General features: G+C 44.7%; 16 protein-coding genes and 1 tRNA gene. 9 read left to right on the forward strand and 8 right to left on the reverse strand.

Annotated elements, in window-relative coordinates; genetic code table 11:
- Positions 1-10: 10 nt before the first annotated feature.
- The 8 genes from AC060N_RS17350 to AC060N_RS17385 form a co-directional block, all read right to left on the reverse strand.
- Entirely contained in the window at positions 11-1,576 is a 1,566-nt protein-coding gene (locus tag AC060N_RS17350; protein ID WP_479524875.1) for a cytochrome ubiquinol oxidase subunit I, read from the reverse strand.
- A 25-nt stretch (positions 1,577-1,601) separates the two neighbouring features.
- A complete protein-coding gene (locus AC060N_RS17355; RefSeq protein WP_479524876.1) occupies positions 1,602-1,814 on the reverse strand; it encodes a DUF4492 domain-containing protein in 213 nt (70 codons plus the stop codon).
- 384 nt (positions 1,815-2,198) lie between these two features.
- The gene (locus AC060N_RS17360; RefSeq protein ID WP_479524877.1) at positions 2,199-3,311 is read right to left on the reverse strand and encodes an AI-2E family transporter; all 1,113 of its coding nucleotides are present in this window, start codon (positions 3,309-3,311) and stop codon (positions 2,199-2,201) included.
- 203 nt (positions 3,312-3,514) lie between these two features.
- Positions 3,515-5,986, reverse strand: coding sequence for an endopeptidase La (lon, locus tag AC060N_RS17365; RefSeq protein WP_479524878.1), 2,472 nt, complete (start codon positions 5,984-5,986; stop codon positions 3,515-3,517).
- A gap of 177 nt (positions 5,987-6,163) precedes the next feature.
- Positions 6,164-6,427, reverse strand: a complete 264-nt coding sequence (locus tag AC060N_RS17370) for a type B 50S ribosomal protein L31 (RefSeq protein WP_153640265.1) — start codon at positions 6,425-6,427, stop codon at positions 6,164-6,166.
- Between the two features lie 134 nt (positions 6,428-6,561).
- Positions 6,562-7,797 carry a GNAT family N-acetyltransferase gene (locus AC060N_RS17375; RefSeq protein ID WP_479524879.1) on the reverse strand — a complete coding sequence of 412 codons (1,236 nt, stop codon included), beginning with the start codon at positions 7,795-7,797 and terminating at the stop codon, positions 6,562-6,564.
- Between the two features lie 94 nt (positions 7,798-7,891).
- On the reverse strand, positions 7,892-8,602 hold the full coding sequence (locus AC060N_RS17380; RefSeq protein WP_153640267.1) for a DNA alkylation repair protein: 711 nt from the start codon (positions 8,600-8,602) through the stop codon (positions 7,892-7,894).
- Between the two features lie 4 nt (positions 8,603-8,606).
- Positions 8,607-9,920 carry an MATE family efflux transporter gene (locus AC060N_RS17385; RefSeq protein WP_153640268.1) on the reverse strand — a complete coding sequence of 438 codons (1,314 nt, stop codon included), beginning with the start codon at positions 9,918-9,920 and terminating at the stop codon, positions 8,607-8,609.
- 228 nt (positions 9,921-10,148) lie between these two features.
- Between AC060N_RS17385 and AC060N_RS17390 the strand changes: the two genes are divergently transcribed.
- The 9 genes from AC060N_RS17390 to pfkA all read left to right on the forward strand — a co-directional run bounded on the left by AC060N_RS17390 (position 10,149) and on the right by pfkA (position 16,872).
- A tRNA-His gene (locus tag AC060N_RS17390) sits at positions 10,149-10,224 on the forward strand.
- 288 nt (positions 10,225-10,512) lie between these two features.
- Positions 10,513-10,695 (forward strand): T9SS type A sorting domain-containing protein, encoded by a 183-nt coding sequence (locus tag AC060N_RS17395; protein ID WP_153640269.1) that lies wholly within the window; start codon positions 10,513-10,515, stop codon positions 10,693-10,695.
- 160 nt (positions 10,696-10,855) lie between these two features.
- Positions 10,856-11,500 (forward strand): hypothetical protein, encoded by a 645-nt coding sequence (locus AC060N_RS17400; RefSeq protein ID WP_153640270.1) that lies wholly within the window; start codon positions 10,856-10,858, stop codon positions 11,498-11,500.
- 112 nt (positions 11,501-11,612) lie between these two features.
- Positions 11,613-12,569 carry a DMT family transporter gene (locus AC060N_RS17405; RefSeq protein WP_194831549.1) on the forward strand — a complete coding sequence of 319 codons (957 nt, stop codon included), beginning with the start codon at positions 11,613-11,615 and terminating at the stop codon, positions 12,567-12,569.
- Complete coding sequence (locus AC060N_RS17410) at positions 12,514-13,014, forward strand: YkgJ family cysteine cluster protein (RefSeq protein WP_106540374.1); 501 nt, start codon at positions 12,514-12,516, stop codon at positions 13,012-13,014. The genes AC060N_RS17405 and AC060N_RS17410 overlap by 56 nt, the downstream gene beginning before the upstream one ends.
- 95 nt (positions 13,015-13,109) lie before the next feature.
- A complete protein-coding gene (porQ, locus tag AC060N_RS17415; protein WP_153640272.1) occupies positions 13,110-14,138 on the forward strand; it encodes a type IX secretion system protein PorQ in 1,029 nt (342 codons plus the stop codon).
- Between the two features lie 67 nt (positions 14,139-14,205).
- Positions 14,206-14,913 carry a (d)CMP kinase gene (cmk, locus tag AC060N_RS17420; RefSeq protein WP_153640273.1) on the forward strand — a complete coding sequence of 236 codons (708 nt, stop codon included), beginning with the start codon at positions 14,206-14,208 and terminating at the stop codon, positions 14,911-14,913.
- The gene (locus AC060N_RS17425; RefSeq protein ID WP_153640274.1) at positions 14,903-15,757 is read left to right on the forward strand and encodes a 4-hydroxy-3-methylbut-2-enyl diphosphate reductase; all 855 of its coding nucleotides are present in this window, start codon (positions 14,903-14,905) and stop codon (positions 15,755-15,757) included. Before cmk ends, AC060N_RS17425 begins: the two co-directional genes overlap by 11 nt.
- Before the next feature lie 89 nt (positions 15,758-15,846).
- Entirely contained in the window at positions 15,847-16,872 is a 1,026-nt protein-coding gene (pfkA, locus tag AC060N_RS17430) for a 6-phosphofructokinase (RefSeq protein ID WP_228492011.1), read from the forward strand.
- Positions 16,873-16,955 lie beyond the last annotated feature (83 nt).

Raw genomic sequence — 16,955 nt, forward strand, 5'->3', positions numbered from 1 at the left:
CCAAACATGGTTAGTGTCCTCCGTCTTTAGGTCCGATTTTAACTTGTTTCGTCATGATTTTCACCTCGGCAATCAACAGCAGGGTGAAGATGAAGGCAAACATCCAGAAAGTTACCTGAACGGCGCTCGCATCGATGTGAGATACGGCTGCCACTGTTGGTAACAGATCCTGAATTACCCAGGGCTGACGGCCAACTTCGGCCAGTGTCCAACCTGACATCGAGGCAACGTAAGCCAGCGGCATGGTAATAATTGCCAATCGCAGGAACCATTTTTTCTTTTCCATCGTGCCTCTGGTCACCCAAAGAAGAGCGAACAAGAAGAAGAACACAAAATAGGTTCCGAGCATAACCATAATACGGAAGCTATAAAATACAAGAGGTATATCGGGGATCAAATCGGTCGGATTCTTGATGTATCCATATCCGAAATACTTGAAGTAATCTTTCTGGAAACTGTCGGACATGAACTTGGCACGCAAAGTAGCGGCTTCGTCTGTGTTTCCGTTATCCTTGGCCGTCTTGTAATCTTTCAATAGTTGAATGGCCTCTTTCCCCCGGGCAATCTTCTCCGGAGCCGACAGGATGTTGTGTTCACTGTTTCCATTCAGCATATCTTTTATCCCGGGCATAAACTGGGTGGTATTGAGATAAGCGAGAACGGACAAGCCTTTGGGAATCTCGACCCTGAAAAGGAAATTCTTCAGTTGCTTATACTCCGGATCAGATTGTTTGGTAGAAAGTACGCCCATGGCTATCAAACCCGGACCATTCTGACCTTCGTAAAGACCTTCCATGGCAGCCAGTTTCATTGGCTGATGGTAAGCCACCTGCTGCGTTGATGCGTGACCGAAGCCGATAACAAAAATCGAGCTGATCAGACCAAAAACAGCTGAAACCAGGATACTTTTCCGGGCAAAAACAATCTCCCGCTTTTTCAGAAGATACCAGGCCGAAATACCAATAACGAAGATGGCCGCTAACTCAAATCCTGAGAAAATTGTGTGGAGAAACTTGCTTGTCGCTACCGGCGATAGAAATACATCCCAGAAATTAACCATTTCATTCCTGGCCGTATCCGGGTTGAACTGCATCCCTACCGGGAATTGCATCCAGCCGTTGGCCACCAATATCCACAATGCCGAGAGGTTTGCTCCCAGCGCTGTCAGCCACGTGGATGCCAGGTGAAAACGCTTGCTCACCTTCCCCCATCCAAAGAACATTACAGCAATGAAGGTGGACTCCATAAAGAAAGCCATGATACCTTCGATAGCCAGCGGTGCACCAAAGATGTCACCTACAAACCAGGAATAGTTAGACCAGTTGGTTCCAAATTCAAATTCCAGGATAATTCCGGTAGCTACACCAATTGCGAAATTAATCCCGAACACTTTCATCCAGAACTTGGTAATTTTTTTCCACTCAGGATTTCCGGTCTTCACATAGATGGTCTCCATGATTGCCAGAATAAACGTAATCCCAAGTGTCAGTGGGACGAATAACCAATGGTACATCGCGGTGAGTGCAAATTGAGCCCTCGACCAGTCTACCAAGGATAGATCAAGTAATTCATTCATGTTTTACGATTATTTGATTAATTGATTATTTGATATTGGTCAGATTCTCGATGACGTGCTCTCCCCTTTCCTTATCGGTCTTAAAATTCTGCTTTAGCAAATCGGGAAAGAAAAACAGTTTGAGCACAAAAAACATCACAAACAGTTTCACTAAAATGATTACCCAGAGACTTTTTCCCCACGTCATCTGTCGGAAGCCTTCATAATAGAAGTGGACGATTTTCTTCAATATTCTCATTCCGTGTAAACATTATGTGCATTAAACAACTAAACCACTTAACAAAAGAAATTCCGAGTTGTTTACTTAGTTTCATTCTGAATAAGCGTGTCTACAATGAACTCCTTCGTCATTAAAATGTATGGAGGTTCATGTTAAGAATCTGAATGGCAAATTTTAATATTATGTAATGCTGTATTTCGTTTAGGTACAGTAATGTCCGCCAACATTTACTAATTGGAGCTCAAGATAAAATCATCGGAATAATATCCGTTCTCAGGCGATCATGTTTTACGACAGCTTTACACGAAACACAAAGCCCTAACCGACTCTGTTTCTGCAAGAAGAAAGTCCATATGACAAGCATGAAAATCATGACAAAAATTAGCTTTTACACCGAAAAGACTAATCATCTGTCATTTTAGAGGTAAGTTCCCGTACCAAACGGAACTGCGAAAGGAACTCGCGGGCAATGACGCGAAGAACGGTATAAACCGGTATAGCCAATATCATTCCGGCAATTCCGGCAAAACTTCCTGCCATAAGAATAACCAGGAAGATCTCAAGCGGATGCGCCCTGACACTGTTGGAATAGATAACCGGCTGGAATACCACGTTATCGATTACCTGAACAATAACAACCACTAACAACACCAGCAATATCAGTGGCAAAGTTACATCCGGGAAACTGTCGCCGAGGTGGGTTGCAATAGCCACCAATACACCAAAGGCTCCTCCGATCCACGGGCCAATGTACGGGATTACATTCATGACTCCGGCAAATACGGCCACGACCAGACCATGATTAAAGCCCAGACCGATGACGGAAAATCCGATGGTATCCAATATCATAACTCCTAACACCTCGAATATGATACCGATGAAATATCGTTTCAGCAGATGGTTGATAGAAGTCATCACGTGCCTGGCTTTCGTCTCATATTTGCTGGAAACAAAAACCAGAATAATGTGGCTGAACAACTGCTCTTCCTTCAAAAAGAAAAACAGAATGAAGGATACCGAGAAAAACATGAGAAACAGGTTGCCCAAAGTACCGGCAACCGAAGAGAACAAATTGGTGACCTGTCCCAGGTTCAACATGTTCGCCAGTTGCTCCTGTATGTACTCTTGCATTCCCGAATCGGCCCCGCTGTAGGCTATAAAATGCGGAAGTTTGTTTGAAAGATGAGCAAAAGCCACATCGAGGTAATCGACTACCGAAGTGACGTCGATGGCTGACAAATCCTTTATTTCCATTGCAACCAACGGAATTAACGCCGCCAAAAAACCAATGGTGGCAGCCAGCATGAGGAGAAGTGTAATCAGTGCGCTACCCGTTTTCCCGAGATGCTTCTTCTTAATTGAGATACGCTGGATAGCCCGCATTAAAGGTCTTCCGATGAGCGAAAGCACAGCTGCAATCAGGATGTAGGCTACAATATTTCTAAAATAGAATAACAGGAAAATCAGGATACTAATCCCGACGAACAGGATGACATTGCGGGTTCGCTGGTTCATATATTTAGCATTTCGGATAAACAAAAATACAAATTAGTTCCTCGTTTTTCATCAGTAATTCAATTTATCCCAATTCGCTGTTATCATTCCGGATACCGCGCGGACACCAACCACCTAACACAAAAAAAAGAACTGCCCCAAACGGACAGTTCCTTTTCTTTTCAATCGAACAAAGAATTTACAGGAATCGCTTCCCGTTTTCACTATCTAATTCTTAGTGGATTATTCACTTTTTGTTTTAATAATGCGATATCCAGAACATCCAGCACTGTGTCGACGAAATGGAACTTCAATCCCTTAATGTAAATGGGCTTGATCTCTTCCAGATCCTTCTCATTCTGTCGCGACAAGATGATTTCCTTTATACCGGCCCTTTTCGCTGCCAGTATTTTTTCTTTAATACCGCCTACCGGCAATACTTTTCCACGCAAAGTAATCTCGCCGGTCATGGCCAGGTTTCGTTTTACCTTCCGCTGCGTAAAAGCTGATGCCAGCGACGTAGCCATGGTAACTCCGGCCGACGGACCATCTTTGGGAATTGCGCCTTCCGGAACATGAACATGAACGTCCCACTTTTCGAAAGCCTGCGATGTCATGCCCAATTCAGGTGCATGCGAACGAAGATATTCCAGCGCGATGGTAGCCGACTCCTTCATTACTTCACCAAGGTTTCCGGTTAACGTGAAGCGCCCCTTCCCTTTACTTAAGCTGGTTTCGACATAGAGAATTTCACCTCCGACAGCCGTCCAGGCTAAACCGGTAACTACTCCCGCAAACTCGTTTCCTTCGTATGTTTCGCGGGTATAAATTGGTACCCCAAGATATTCCCTGACATCCTCAACTTTGAGTTTCTTGTTATATTTTTCACCAAAAGCTTCTTTCCGTGCTATGCGACGAACGATTTTAGCTAACTGCTTATCGAGCTCGCGAACGCCGGACTCGCGGGTATAATTTTCAATCACCTTCGCCAACACTTCTTTCGGGAACGTCAGGCTTCCCTTTTTCATTCCATGATTTTTCAGCTGACGCGGAACAAGGTGCCTTTTGGCAATTTCGGTCTTTTCCTCAACCAGGTAACCGCTCACATCAATCAACTCCATCCGGTCGCGAAGTGCGGGCTGAATCGTGCTCAGTGTATTTGCGGTAGCAATAAACATCACACGCGAAAGGTCGAAGTCAACGTCCAGGTAGTTGTCGTGAAACTCAGAATTTTGTTCCGGGTCCAAAACTTCCAGCAATGCGGAAGCCGGGTCGCCGTGAAAATCCTGGGAGACTTTATCAATCTCATCCAAAATAAAAACAGGATTGGCGGAACCGGCTTTTTTCAGATTCTGAATAATACGGCCAGGCATAGCGCCGATGTATGTTTTCCGGTGACCACGAATTTCTGCTTCATCATGAAGACCTCCTAAACTCATCCGGATGTATTTCCGCCCCAGCGAACGAGCGATAGACTTACCCAACGACGTTTTACCTACCCCGGGAGGCCCGTAAAGACAAACGATCGGCGATTTCATGTCGCCCTTCAATTTAAGAACGGCGAGATGCTCCAGAATACGTTCCTTCACTTTCTCCAGACCATAGTGATCTTCATCCAGGACTTTCTCAGCGTGCTGTAAGTCGAAGTTGTCTTCGGTGTATTCGTTCCAGGGAAGGTCGAGCAATGTTTCGAGGTAACCAACCTGGATGGAATATTCTCCGGCGGCCGGATTCATCCGATTCAGTTTCTCCACCTCTTTTTCGAAGAAGCCTGCCATTTCTTCATCCCACTTCATCTCGGCGCCCCGCTTCTTCAACTCCTCAATCTCTTTTTCAATGGGATTGCCGCCAAGTTCATCCTGGATGGTCTTTATTTGCTGATGAAGCAGATACTCCCGCTGCTGTTGATCCAAATCAACTTTTACTTTACGTTGAATATCCTTCTTCAACTCCATCACCTGAACCTCACGAACCAACAGCCCCATCAATTGATTTCCACGACTGCGAATGTCATTTTCTTCCAGGAGATCCTGCTTTTCGTGCGCTTCCAGCTCAACATTGTTACAAATGAAGTTGATCAGAAAGGTCGGACTTTCGATGTTCTTGATGGCAAACTGCGCTTCCGGCGGCACATTGCCGGTATATTTCATCAACTTGAGTGACAAATCCTTCAGCGATTCGAGCACCACTGCGAATTCAGAGTCATCACTCTCCAGCTCATATTCGTCGTGAGGATGAACCAACGCTTTCAGGTACGGCAGTTGCTCTGTAACACCGGCGACCTTAATTCGTCTCTTTCCCTGGATGATAATGGAAGTAGTACCATCGGGCATCTCCAGAATTTTCAGAATTTCCGCCATGGTACCTACCGGATATAAATCTTCTGTCTGCGGCTCTTCTACTTTGCCGTCTTTCTGGGTAACCGTTCCCAGCAATTTATCGCCGGCATACACATCGCGGATGAGTTTCAGCGACTTCTGGCGTCCAACGGTGATGGGCATCACTACGCCCGGAAACAAAACGGCATTTCGTAGCGGTAATATTGGCAGACTTTCCGGCACCTCCACCGATTTAAAGTCTGACTCGTCACCATCGGCAATAATTGGTATGAATTCTCCCTGGTCCTCCATCAAACTGCTAAATACGAACTTATGTTTTTGATTATTTCGTTTCATGTATGATCTCTCTAATGACATTTTGTCGTTGTTTTTCGTTTTCACAAGCTGTGGGTTAACAGGTCAATTCCTATGCCAAACCCCCGTTTTTTGCTTCGTTGCCAATTTCTCCAGCCGAATTACAGAGGGAAAGTGATTATTACAACAAAAAAAGCCCCGTAATGATTTACGAGGCTTCCTTCATATACTAAAAGTAGATTACTTTTTTCTCTTATCCATGTGCTTCTGGTAACGGTTCATGAACTTATCAACACGTCCAGCCGTGTCGACCAATTTCATTTTACCAGTATAGAAAGGGTGAGAGGTACTAGAGATTTCCAATTTGATCAATGGATACTCTACACCGTCAACTTCAATATTTTCCCGTGAAGGGGCAGCCGATTTGGTGATGAATGTATGTCCGTTAGACATATCCTTGAAGACCACCATTCGATAATTTTCCGGATGTATTCCCTTTTTCATTTTTTCCTCGTTTAATATCTTATTCTGAATTTCTTACTTTCCCAAACGGTTTGCAAAGATATATATAGTTCAGAAATCTGCAAAAGAATTCAACAAAAGATTTGTCTAAATAATATACTGAAACTGAACTGAAATCAATCTTCTTTTTCGGTTTCAGTTGTGTTAGTTTTTTCTTTGTTTTTGCGTTCCTCCCTCAAAAGACGCACATCTTTCATTAATTTAGGTGCACGCTCGAATGGTTGATTCGGATCGAACAGGTAACGCATCGTGTAATGGGTCTTGGCATGTACTCCACCCACCGATTTATACATGGCCACCATTTTCGGATTGAAATCGCCAACCCACGACATTTCAATTTCGTTGTACCAATGCTTCCGCTTCATCACTTTGTCGAGGTGCCAGAAGATGGCTGACTCCAAACCGGAACCCTGGAATTTCGGGACAACTCCCATAATAAGAATCCGGGTACGGGTAATCGTTTTCTTCTTTTTGTAATACCAGAATTTCAGCACGTTCTTCAAATTGACTTTGCCGTCGAGCTTGACGAGAATCTGGTTCCAGTCGGGAATCATACCAAAGAAAGCAACCGGCTCATCGTTGTGGTAAGCAAACCACAGAAATTCTTCGTCGGCGATGAACTTAGCCAACCTGACCATTCCGCGGATATCATCCAAATCAACCGACTGGTGATTATCGTGACGCGCCCAGGCCTGATCGTATATTTTTACAAAATCCTGGATGTATTTCTCAATCTTGCTGAACCGGACATGCTCGAAATGAAAGTTTGGTTTCTGAGCTACCCAGCCGGCAATTTTCCAAAACCTTTCGGGGAACGGATCTTTATGATTGAGGTGATAGCTGTATTGTTCGAAGTAAACCTTAAAGCCATAAGCTTCGAAAAAATCACGGTAGTAAGGCTTGTGGTAAGGCATACCGAACGCCTGCGGCTTAAATCCGTCAACCAGCAATCCCCAGTTCATCAGGTTTTCGCCAAAATTAACCGGTCCGTCCATGGCTTCCATTCCGCGTTCCTTCAACCAGTTTTTAGCTGTTTCGAATAACAAAAACGCGGCCTCCTGGTCCTCGACACACTCAAAGTATCCCATTCCACCGGTGGGTTGCTGAAAAGTGTACGCTTTGTTTCCGTTGATGAAAGCTCCTACCCGGCCGAGTAATCTGCCGTCGTCATCTGTCAGAACCCACCGGGTGCCATCGCCATTTTTATAAAAGGCATTTTTCTCCGGATCGAAGGTGTTATCAATCATCACCTCCAATGGTGGCGCCCAGTTTTCATCGCCACGATACACTTCGTGTGCTACCTGGTGAAAAAGCTTGCGTGTTTGTTTATCCTTTACTTCCCTGACTTGCATATTCCTTGACTTGGTATTTTCTCCGCTAAATTAGAGTAAAAATTGAAATTGACAGTATCAATATTTTGATTAGCTGAATAGCTCTCTGAATGACTCATCCTTTATCGTTCAGCATTTCCTGAACATATTCAGATTCCAGTTCATCAATAATTTCTTCCGCCACCATTTGTGACACAGGCGAATCGATGGTTTGCAGTGTGCGAGCGAGCATAATGGCCAGCTTGTTTAGGTTTTTATTTCTTCGTCCGAGATGCGTAAACGACCGAATGAAGATGCTCGATAGCTCCGGATCTTTCGACAAAGGCGGCAACACCTCGAAGAATGATTCGAATTCCTCATCAGCGGTTGTTTTATCTGTCATGGCCAGCCGTCCCATCATCAGTAAACCGGTCATTTTCACCAGGTTTTTCTTTTCCAGACACCACTCTTTTGCCTTCTGAAAAGCGAAAGGTGTATAGACAAACAAGTTCATCGACGCCTGCTCCGCCATCTCAATATTCGGAAAACTCTTTACCCAGTAATCCAGTTGTTCCTCAGTTACCTGCTCAGGTTCATCGAGCAGCGTAGCCAGTATCATTGTTTCCCGCCACTGTTTGTTCCACAGTTTCAGCGCCAGTAAATGATTCCTGTCGTAAACCGACGCCAATTGCCGCAACGAAACCACCGATGCTCCCAGGTTGACTTTATATTCCAGTCCACGCTTAGTCATCATTTCTGCAACAGCGCCATTTTGGATAGGGCGGAGTTTCCGGATGATTTCCTGGTAAGTATTTTCGATTTTCGGATTATCAAGCAGGTATTCCATTATTTCAATAAATGACGGTTTCTATCAGAACAAACAAAGTTAATATTCCTGCAGAAAACAACAGGTGCCTTTTCCCATCGAGGTAATCGGTCAACGATACGCCTTCGCGTCGGTAAAGCCTGTAAGCAAGATAGTATTTTTCGAACAGATAGGCGATAACGGTCGCAACAGCAATGCCTTCCAAACCAAGCGGGAAGGAAAGCAGTACGCTCAATCCGACATTGATGAGAATCTCGTAAAACGAAGCTTGGCTGATGAGCTTTGTCTGCCCTATTCCGTTCAGAATGGTTTGTGGAAAAACGAGTCGGGGAATAATGAGCAGCAAATAAATATTGAAGATAGAAGCCGATTCGGCGAAAGCCTGGTTAAAAATAACAGGGAAAAACCAGGGCGAGGAAATCATCAATACAGCGGTGAGCGGAAACATCCAGTTCATCATTTTGGCCGACCGTTCCCGGATTTCCTTCAAATGATCTTCAAAGCCCGAAGATTTTCCAAACTTAGGCAACATGGAATTACTGAATGCATTTGCAATGAGAACAACAAAAGGTAGCTCGCGGGCACCGAACCGGAAAATGGCAAATGCCGCTGAATCGAAACGAATAGTTACCAGCCAGCCGTCGATGTATTGTGCAGAGCCGCTAAGCAACGTCGCCAAAATGAGGGGCCACGAACGCAACAATAATTTCCGCGCCAGTTCTCGTGAGAAAACAACCGATGAATGTCGGAAAATCAACTTTACCAGCCAAACGAACCGGAGCAAAGCAACCAGTCCGAGTATCTTCAAGATTGTTTCAATACTTCCGCCATAAAGCAATGCAAACAGAATAAGAAAAAACTGAAGTCCAACTGTACCGGCACCGTAAAGGAGCAACTCCACCGAACGGTTCTTAATTAAATAAATATACACCGTCAGGTTAGCTGGTATCCCGAAAACCACGAAAAGAAGAAACCAGTACCAGGCGTGCCCCGAAAGAAATGCCAGCAGTCCGGCTTTGTAAAGAATGGTAAATACCAGGGCGGTTGCCGTCGAAAATACCAGGAGCACAAAAAATGCGGTAAAGAGAAATGGTGATTTTTCTCGTCCGCCATTTGACACTTCGGCTCCGGCCATGGGCAGCGCTCCTTGTATCAAGCCGTTCACCCAGAAAAAACTGGCCAATCCGGCCCAAAAGAGGAAAGACTCGTATTGACCAATGTTGCCGACACTTAGTTTGGAGTGGGTCAGCAAAACACCAATCGAAACAAGCATCCCGAAGCGGAGCAATTGAAAAACCTGCAACGATTTTCCGCTATTCCAACTCTCTTTTCGTATCAAATTTTAATTTTATTGTTTACCCGAAAGACCAAACTTAATGATTCTCTGCCGGATGAAAAATTATCATTTCCGTCCTACTTCATTCTGTCACAAAATCATCCTGCCGGCCTTGGATTATTTGACCATGCAATGAAATCGAAAGATGAGATTTTTTCCAATATTTTTTGTCCGATGATTTGTAGCAATCAAAAAACATTATCTATATTTGCATCCGCAATCGCGAAAAATGGTGGATGTAGCTCAGTTGGTTAGAGCACTGGATTGTGGTTCCAGGGGTCGTGGGTTCAAATCCCATCTTCCACCCTACTTCGACCGGTTTCTGAAAATTCAGAAGCCGGTTTTTTTGTTTTAATACTTCTCCTTTTTTCCAACCTCCATTTCTCCTTCTTTTCATTCCGAATTTAACATTTTTCTCTATTGTATTTTCTACAATAAGCAAATTGTCAATTTTCCGTTCACCACTCAAAATTGAACGTTCACCACTCAAAATCGACCGTTCGTCAAAAAAAGTTGTTCATTTGAGTACAATAGTTTTAATTTATCACTAACAGTTACCCAAAGCTATTAATCAACCACATAAAACCGTTCATCTATGAAAGTCAAAATGTTTAATATCGATGGTGAAGTTCTATTCCTGAAAAAGATTTCCACAAGGAATTTGGAAAGGCGTCGCTCCCCGGAAGATAATAAAATGAAAAACCTCAAAAAAGGCATCTATTTTCTTCATTACGACTTTGAGACCAGTCAATTCACAAAAAAAGTCGTAATCAGTTAAAACTTTCCACCAGAGCCGGGCAGTAGCCCGGTTTTTTTATCTCCTTTCTTTTGCCAGTATTTCCCCAATTCGTGGATTTCTCCTGAAAAAGTCCTAAATTTCATCTACATATGATTTGGATGTCCACCCGGACAAAAACTAACCCACAACCTGCTATCCGATGAAAAAAGTGACCTTCCTGGTTTTGTTGTTCATCACGCTGCCCCTCATCTCTCCGGCGCAGGAGCAAGAGAGTAGAGTGCTTTCGAATAAAGTGAGAACCATTGTTGCCCGCGACCGTTTGGACGGCTGGTACGCCGCTTTTAACCTGGGATACTCGCCCATCGATGAGCGCAATTCGGTTATTTTTGGTCTTCGTGGTGGCTGGGTGATGGGACATTCGTTTACCCTCGGCTTAGCCGGAAATGCTTTTATCTCTCAAAAGAACTCGTTGAGCAATATTCCTGAACTAAACCGTTACCTCGCCGGCGGATATGGCGGACTTTTGCTGGAACCCATTTTAATGCCGCGGTCACCCGTTCATTTATCTTTCCCCGTGATTGTCGGAGCCGGAGCGATTAATTACTGGGAAGGCTATGATACCCTATCGGGAAGCGCCTCAGTTGTTCCGGCCAATTACCACGATTTAAGTCCTTTTTTTGTTGTAGAACCCGGATTAGAAATCGAATTCAACGTCTCCCGATTCTTCAGACTCGATCTGGGCGGAACTTATCGGTTCACCAACAAAATCAAGTCGAGTAATTTCGCGCCCGATGTACTCCAAACCTGGACCGCTTATCTCAATTTCAAATTCGGCCGGTTTTAATAGAAACGACTTCGGTTTGGTCCCTCTAACTCTCCAATCTTCAATAAACTGATCCTCGTCTTGGTTCGCATCTAAAAATATGGATACATTTGCGGTTCAAAACGCAAGAACTGTGAAAAACAAAATATCAGTATATCTGGCCGTTACCATGGCAATGGCTTTTTGGGCCATCTCATTTGTATGGGTCAAAATTGTGTACCAGGCCTATGGTCCGCTAACCACCGTATTTTTCAGGCTGGTAATAGCCACCATACTGTTGTTTGCATACACAAAAATCACGGGCAGACTGATGAAACCGGATCGGAAAGACTGGAAAGCATTTATCCTGCTGGCCTTTTTCGAACCTTTTCTCTATTTCATGGGCGAAAGCTTCAGTCTGAAATATGCTTCAAGCACCGTAGCAGCAGTCATTGTGGCTACCATTCCTCTTTTTTCGCCACTAGCTGCATCCCGTTTTCACGGAGAAAAAGTATCGCCCCGAACCATTTTAGGAATCATTCTCTCGTTTGTCGGGGTAACCGTGGTTGTTCTGGATACTTCCGAAAACCTGTCTGCTTCGATATTGGGAATTACACTGGAGTTTGTCGCCGTGGCCGCCACCGTTGGTTATACCGTTGTTCTGAAAGGTTTGACAAAAAAATATAATACGACCAGCATTGTTGCCTATCAAAGCTTCATCGGCATTTTTTACTTCCTGCCGTTTTGGATGACATTTGAGATGAACAGCTTTATCCATACGCCGGTCAATGTCGATTCGCTTGTCGCAATTTTAAAACTAGCCATCTTCGCTTCCGGATTTGCTTTCCTGTTTTTCACATACAGTGTAGGTAAATTGGGCATTAACAAAGCCAATATTTTCATGAATAGCATTCCAGTATTTACAGCCATTTTTGCCTGGCTGATTTTGGGAGAAACACTTTCGCTCCAGAAATTAACCGGAATCTCGATTGTAATTGCCGGACTATTCCTGGCGCAGATGAGAATCAGAAAAAAAGCCCTCAATAATACTCAGGATGAAGTACATCGAAGTGAATGCGAAGAACGTCCGGGAACTATCTCAGCGCAATGAAGACGAAACCCGCAAATTCTTCGCTCAGTTAAAGAAAAAGAAACCCAAACAACTCGATAGTGTTGTCGCCCGTTTGCACGACGAGGCTTTTCAGGAATTCGACTGCCTCGATTGTGCCAACTGCTGCAGCAACTTCAGCCCGATTATCACCGAAAAGGACATCGACCGGCTGGCGAAACATATGAAGATGAAACCGCCGGCTTTCATTGACCAATATTTGCATGTTGATAACGAAGGTGATTACGTTTTCAACCAAACGCCTTGTCCTTTTTTGATGCCGGATAACTATTGCATGGTGTATGAAAATCGGCCAAAAGCTTGCCGAGAATATCCGCATACCAACCGCCGCAAGTTCGTTCAGATTCTGAACCTGACACAAAAAAACCGCGAAGCCTGCCCCATCGTCTATAAAATCGTAGAGAACCTGAAAGAGGAAAACTGGTAAACCACGTTTCTACACTATTCAGCAAAAAACATATCTTAGCATAATCATTGCGGTTTCCCGGAAGGGAACAAAAGGCACGAATAATTCAGGCTTACGTGAAAACCAGACTAATTATTGCATTATCGCTTCTAGTATCTCAAATGGCATTCGGTCAGGTTGGCGGTGAAGGAACGTACCGGTTCCTCGATCTGACCACCTCGGCACGCGTGGCCGCATTAGGTGGCAACCAGGTAGCGTTGGATGATAACGATTTGGATCTTGTTTTTCACAATCCGGCTTTGCTGCGTGACACGATGCGCAATCAGCTTGTGCTGAATTACGTCGATTATTTTTCCGATATCAAATTTGGTTATGCTTCTTACGCCTGGCGCCTCGATAAAATAGGGACGGTTGCCACGGGTATTCATTTTATCGATTACGGAAAATTTATCGAAGCACGCGAAGACGGCACGATTACCGGCACTTTCCGGGCAGCCGAATACGCTTTGAACATTTACTGGGCCAAACAGATAACGCCTCGCTTACGCGGAGGAGTCAACATCAAACCCATTTACTCTGTTCTCGAAACATATCACTCGTTTGGATTGGCCGTGGATGCCGGTCTTATTCTTTCGGGACGCGACAACCAATCCACTATCGCGCTCGTGGCAAAAAATATTGGCACACAAATTACCACTTACTACCAGAATGGCGATTACGAAAAACTGCCGTTCGATTTGCAATTCGGTTTTTCCAAGCGACTGGAACACGCACCACTCCGACTCATGGTTACCGCTCATCATCTTACCAATTGGGACTTAGCCTATAACGAAACGACCTCCGGAACAATGACTTCGACACTAACAGGAATGACATCCGAAAGTGGTTTTTCCAAAGCGATGCGGCATCTCATTTTCGGTGTAGAATTACTACCCAGTAAGAATTTCACGATTCGGGTGGGCTATAATCATCAACGCAGGAAAGAGCTATCGGTCGAATCCCGTCCGGGAATGGTTGGCTTCTCTGCTGGTTTTGGCGTTCGCATTTCCAGGTTCAACCTGAGCTACGGACTCGCATCTTATCATATTGCCGGTGCATCACATCATTTCTCTATCAGCACGAACCTTTCCCAATTCCTCCCCTGATTCAGCGGATATTCCATTCCTTTTCTTCAGTAAGAAACTTATCTTTGCCCTGCAAACTGAGAATAACATGTCTGAAAATAAAAAAATAGTCATCGCTGTCGATGGCCACTCCTCCTGTGGAAAAAGTACGCTGGCCAAAGCGCTGGCATCCCTTTTAAACTACGCTTATATCGACACCGGCGCGATGTACCGTGCTGTGACCCTTTACGCCCTGCGGAATGGATTGATCAATGACAGCAAGGTTGACGAAACCGGTTTAATCGCTCAACTCAATCAGATTAAAATTACATTTCGATATAACGAGACAATCTCGAAAAGTGAAACGTACCTCAACGATGAAAACGTAGAAGAAGAAATCAGGCAGTTGCCGGTTTCCCGGAATGTCAGTCCGGTGGCAACTATCGGTGAAGTGCGGAAACATTTGGTGGCGCTTCAGCAGGAAATGGGAAAAGACAAGGGTATTGTGATGGACGGAAGAGACATTGGAACAGTGGTTTTTCCGGACGCGGAATTAAAGATATACATGACGGCTTCGCCGGAAGTAAGAGCTCAGCGCCGCTATGACGAGCTGAAAGCCAAAGGGGACGATGTTTCTTTTGAAGAAATCAAAGCCAACGTTGTGGAGCGGGATTACATCGATGAGAACCGCGACGAGAGTCCACTCCGAAAAGCAGATGACGCCATTGTTCTCGACAATAGTCACCTCACTCCTGAAGAACAGTTAGCGTGGGCTAACAAAAAAGTTATGGAAAGATTAAATCGCAATGGAAATTGAGATTGACAGCAAATCGGGATTTTGCTTCGGCGTAGTGAACGCGATTCAGAAGGCTGAAAAAACGCTCGAAACTGAGGACAGTCTTTATTGCCTGGGAGATATTGTTCACAACAATACCGAAGTGGAACGTCTGTCCCGAAAAGGGCTAAAAACCATCGATCATAAACAGTTCTTTCAGCTGAAAGACTGCACCGTACTACTACGCGCTCACGGCGAACCACCTTCCACATATGAGCATGCCCGTAAAAACAACATCACACTACTCGACGCCACCTGCCCTGTGGTTCTGAAACTTCAGGAGAGAGTTCGTAAAGGTCAGAGCCAACAGGAAGCGCGTAACGGACAAGTCGTTATTTACGGGAAAAAAGGCCATGCCGAAGTAAATGGTTTGGTCGGTCAAACTAACGACAAAGCGATTGTCATCCAATCACCAGATGATTTGGAGCAAATCGATTTCGACCGGCCGGTGGAACTGTTTTCTCAGACGACGAAAGACATGGAAGGCTTCTATCAGCTGGCCGAAGCGATAAAACAGCGTGGTACCGAGGTTATCATTCATGATACACTTTGCCGGCAGGTTTCCAACCGCGTTCCTCGTATCAGGGAGTTTGCCCGTCGTTTTGATTTGGTGCTGTTCGTTAGCGGGAAAAAAAGCTCTAACGGAAAAATGTTGTTTGGAATCAGCAAGGAAACCAATCCCAACTCCAAATTCATCTCCTCACCGGATGAAGTCGAAGCGGAATGGCTTGAAAATATTCAAAAAGTCGGTATTTGCGGAGCAACCTCCACTCCCTGGCATTTGATGGAAGACGTGGCTGAGAAGGTCAGAATACTGACGAAATAATCAAATAATTTTATAATTAATTAACGGTAGTGGTTGTTGTTAAGAAAACATCGGCGCTACTTTTGACCCGGATTCAAATTTTTCAGAAAATGAAGGAGAATGTTCTTAACATGCCTGATCCCAATGTGTACAGCGACTGTCGCATTAAAAAAATAGCCGTTTTAACATCGGGAGGTGATGCGCCCGGCATGAATGCAGCCATTCGGGCCGTTACCAGAACGGCTATTTACTTTGGCCGGGAAGTGGTCGGAATTTACTACGGCTACAAAGGAATGATCAACAAAAACTTCCAGACCATGAAATCCGGTGATGTCAGTAATATCATCCAGTCGGGCGGAACGATTTTAAAATCTGCCCGGAGCAAGGAGTTCATGACGAAAGAAGGCCGTGAGAAAGCATATCAAAACCTGAAGGAAGAAAACATTGATGCTTTGGTGGTCATTGGCGGTGACGGAACTTTTACCGGTGCACGTATTTTTGCCCAGGAATTTAATTTCCCCATCGTCGGTGTTCCGGGAACCATCGATAACGATTTGTTTGGAACCGACTTTACCGTTGGTTACGATACCGCTCTCAATACCATTGTCCAGGCTGTTGACAAGATTCGTGATACCGCAACGGCTCACGAGCGTCTGTTCTTCATCGAAGTAATGGGCCGCGATGCCGGTTTCCTGGCGTTGAACGGTGGAATTGCAGCCGGCTCCGAAGCGGTTCTGATTCCTGAGTTCGATACGGATATAGGAACACTCGAAACTTACATCGAAACGGGATACCGAAAAAATAAAAAGTCATCTATCGTTTTGGTGGCTGAAGGCGATAAAGCCGGCGGCGCTTTTAACATTGCTTCCAAAATTGAAAAAGAATACCCACAATACGACGTTCGGGTAACCGTATTGGGACACGTACAACGTGGTGGTTCGCCAACTGCATCCGACCGGATTTTGGCAGGTCGTTTAGGGGTTGCTGCGGTAGAGGCATTGCTGGATGACCAAAAGAGTGTGATGGTAGGAATCGAGTTCGATGAAATTGTGCACGTACCGTTCAACAAAGCCATCAAAAATGAGAAAGCGGTCAATCAACACTTGTTAAGAGTACTGCGCATGCTGTCAATATAATTCTGTCAGAAACCGAAAATATTTGCACGTTAGCCGGAGTTTTCTCCGGCTTTTTTGTTCTTTAGGGAAATCAATTAGTTTTG

The sequence above is a fragment of the Prolixibacter sp. DSM 2831 genome (assembly GCF_056493735.1).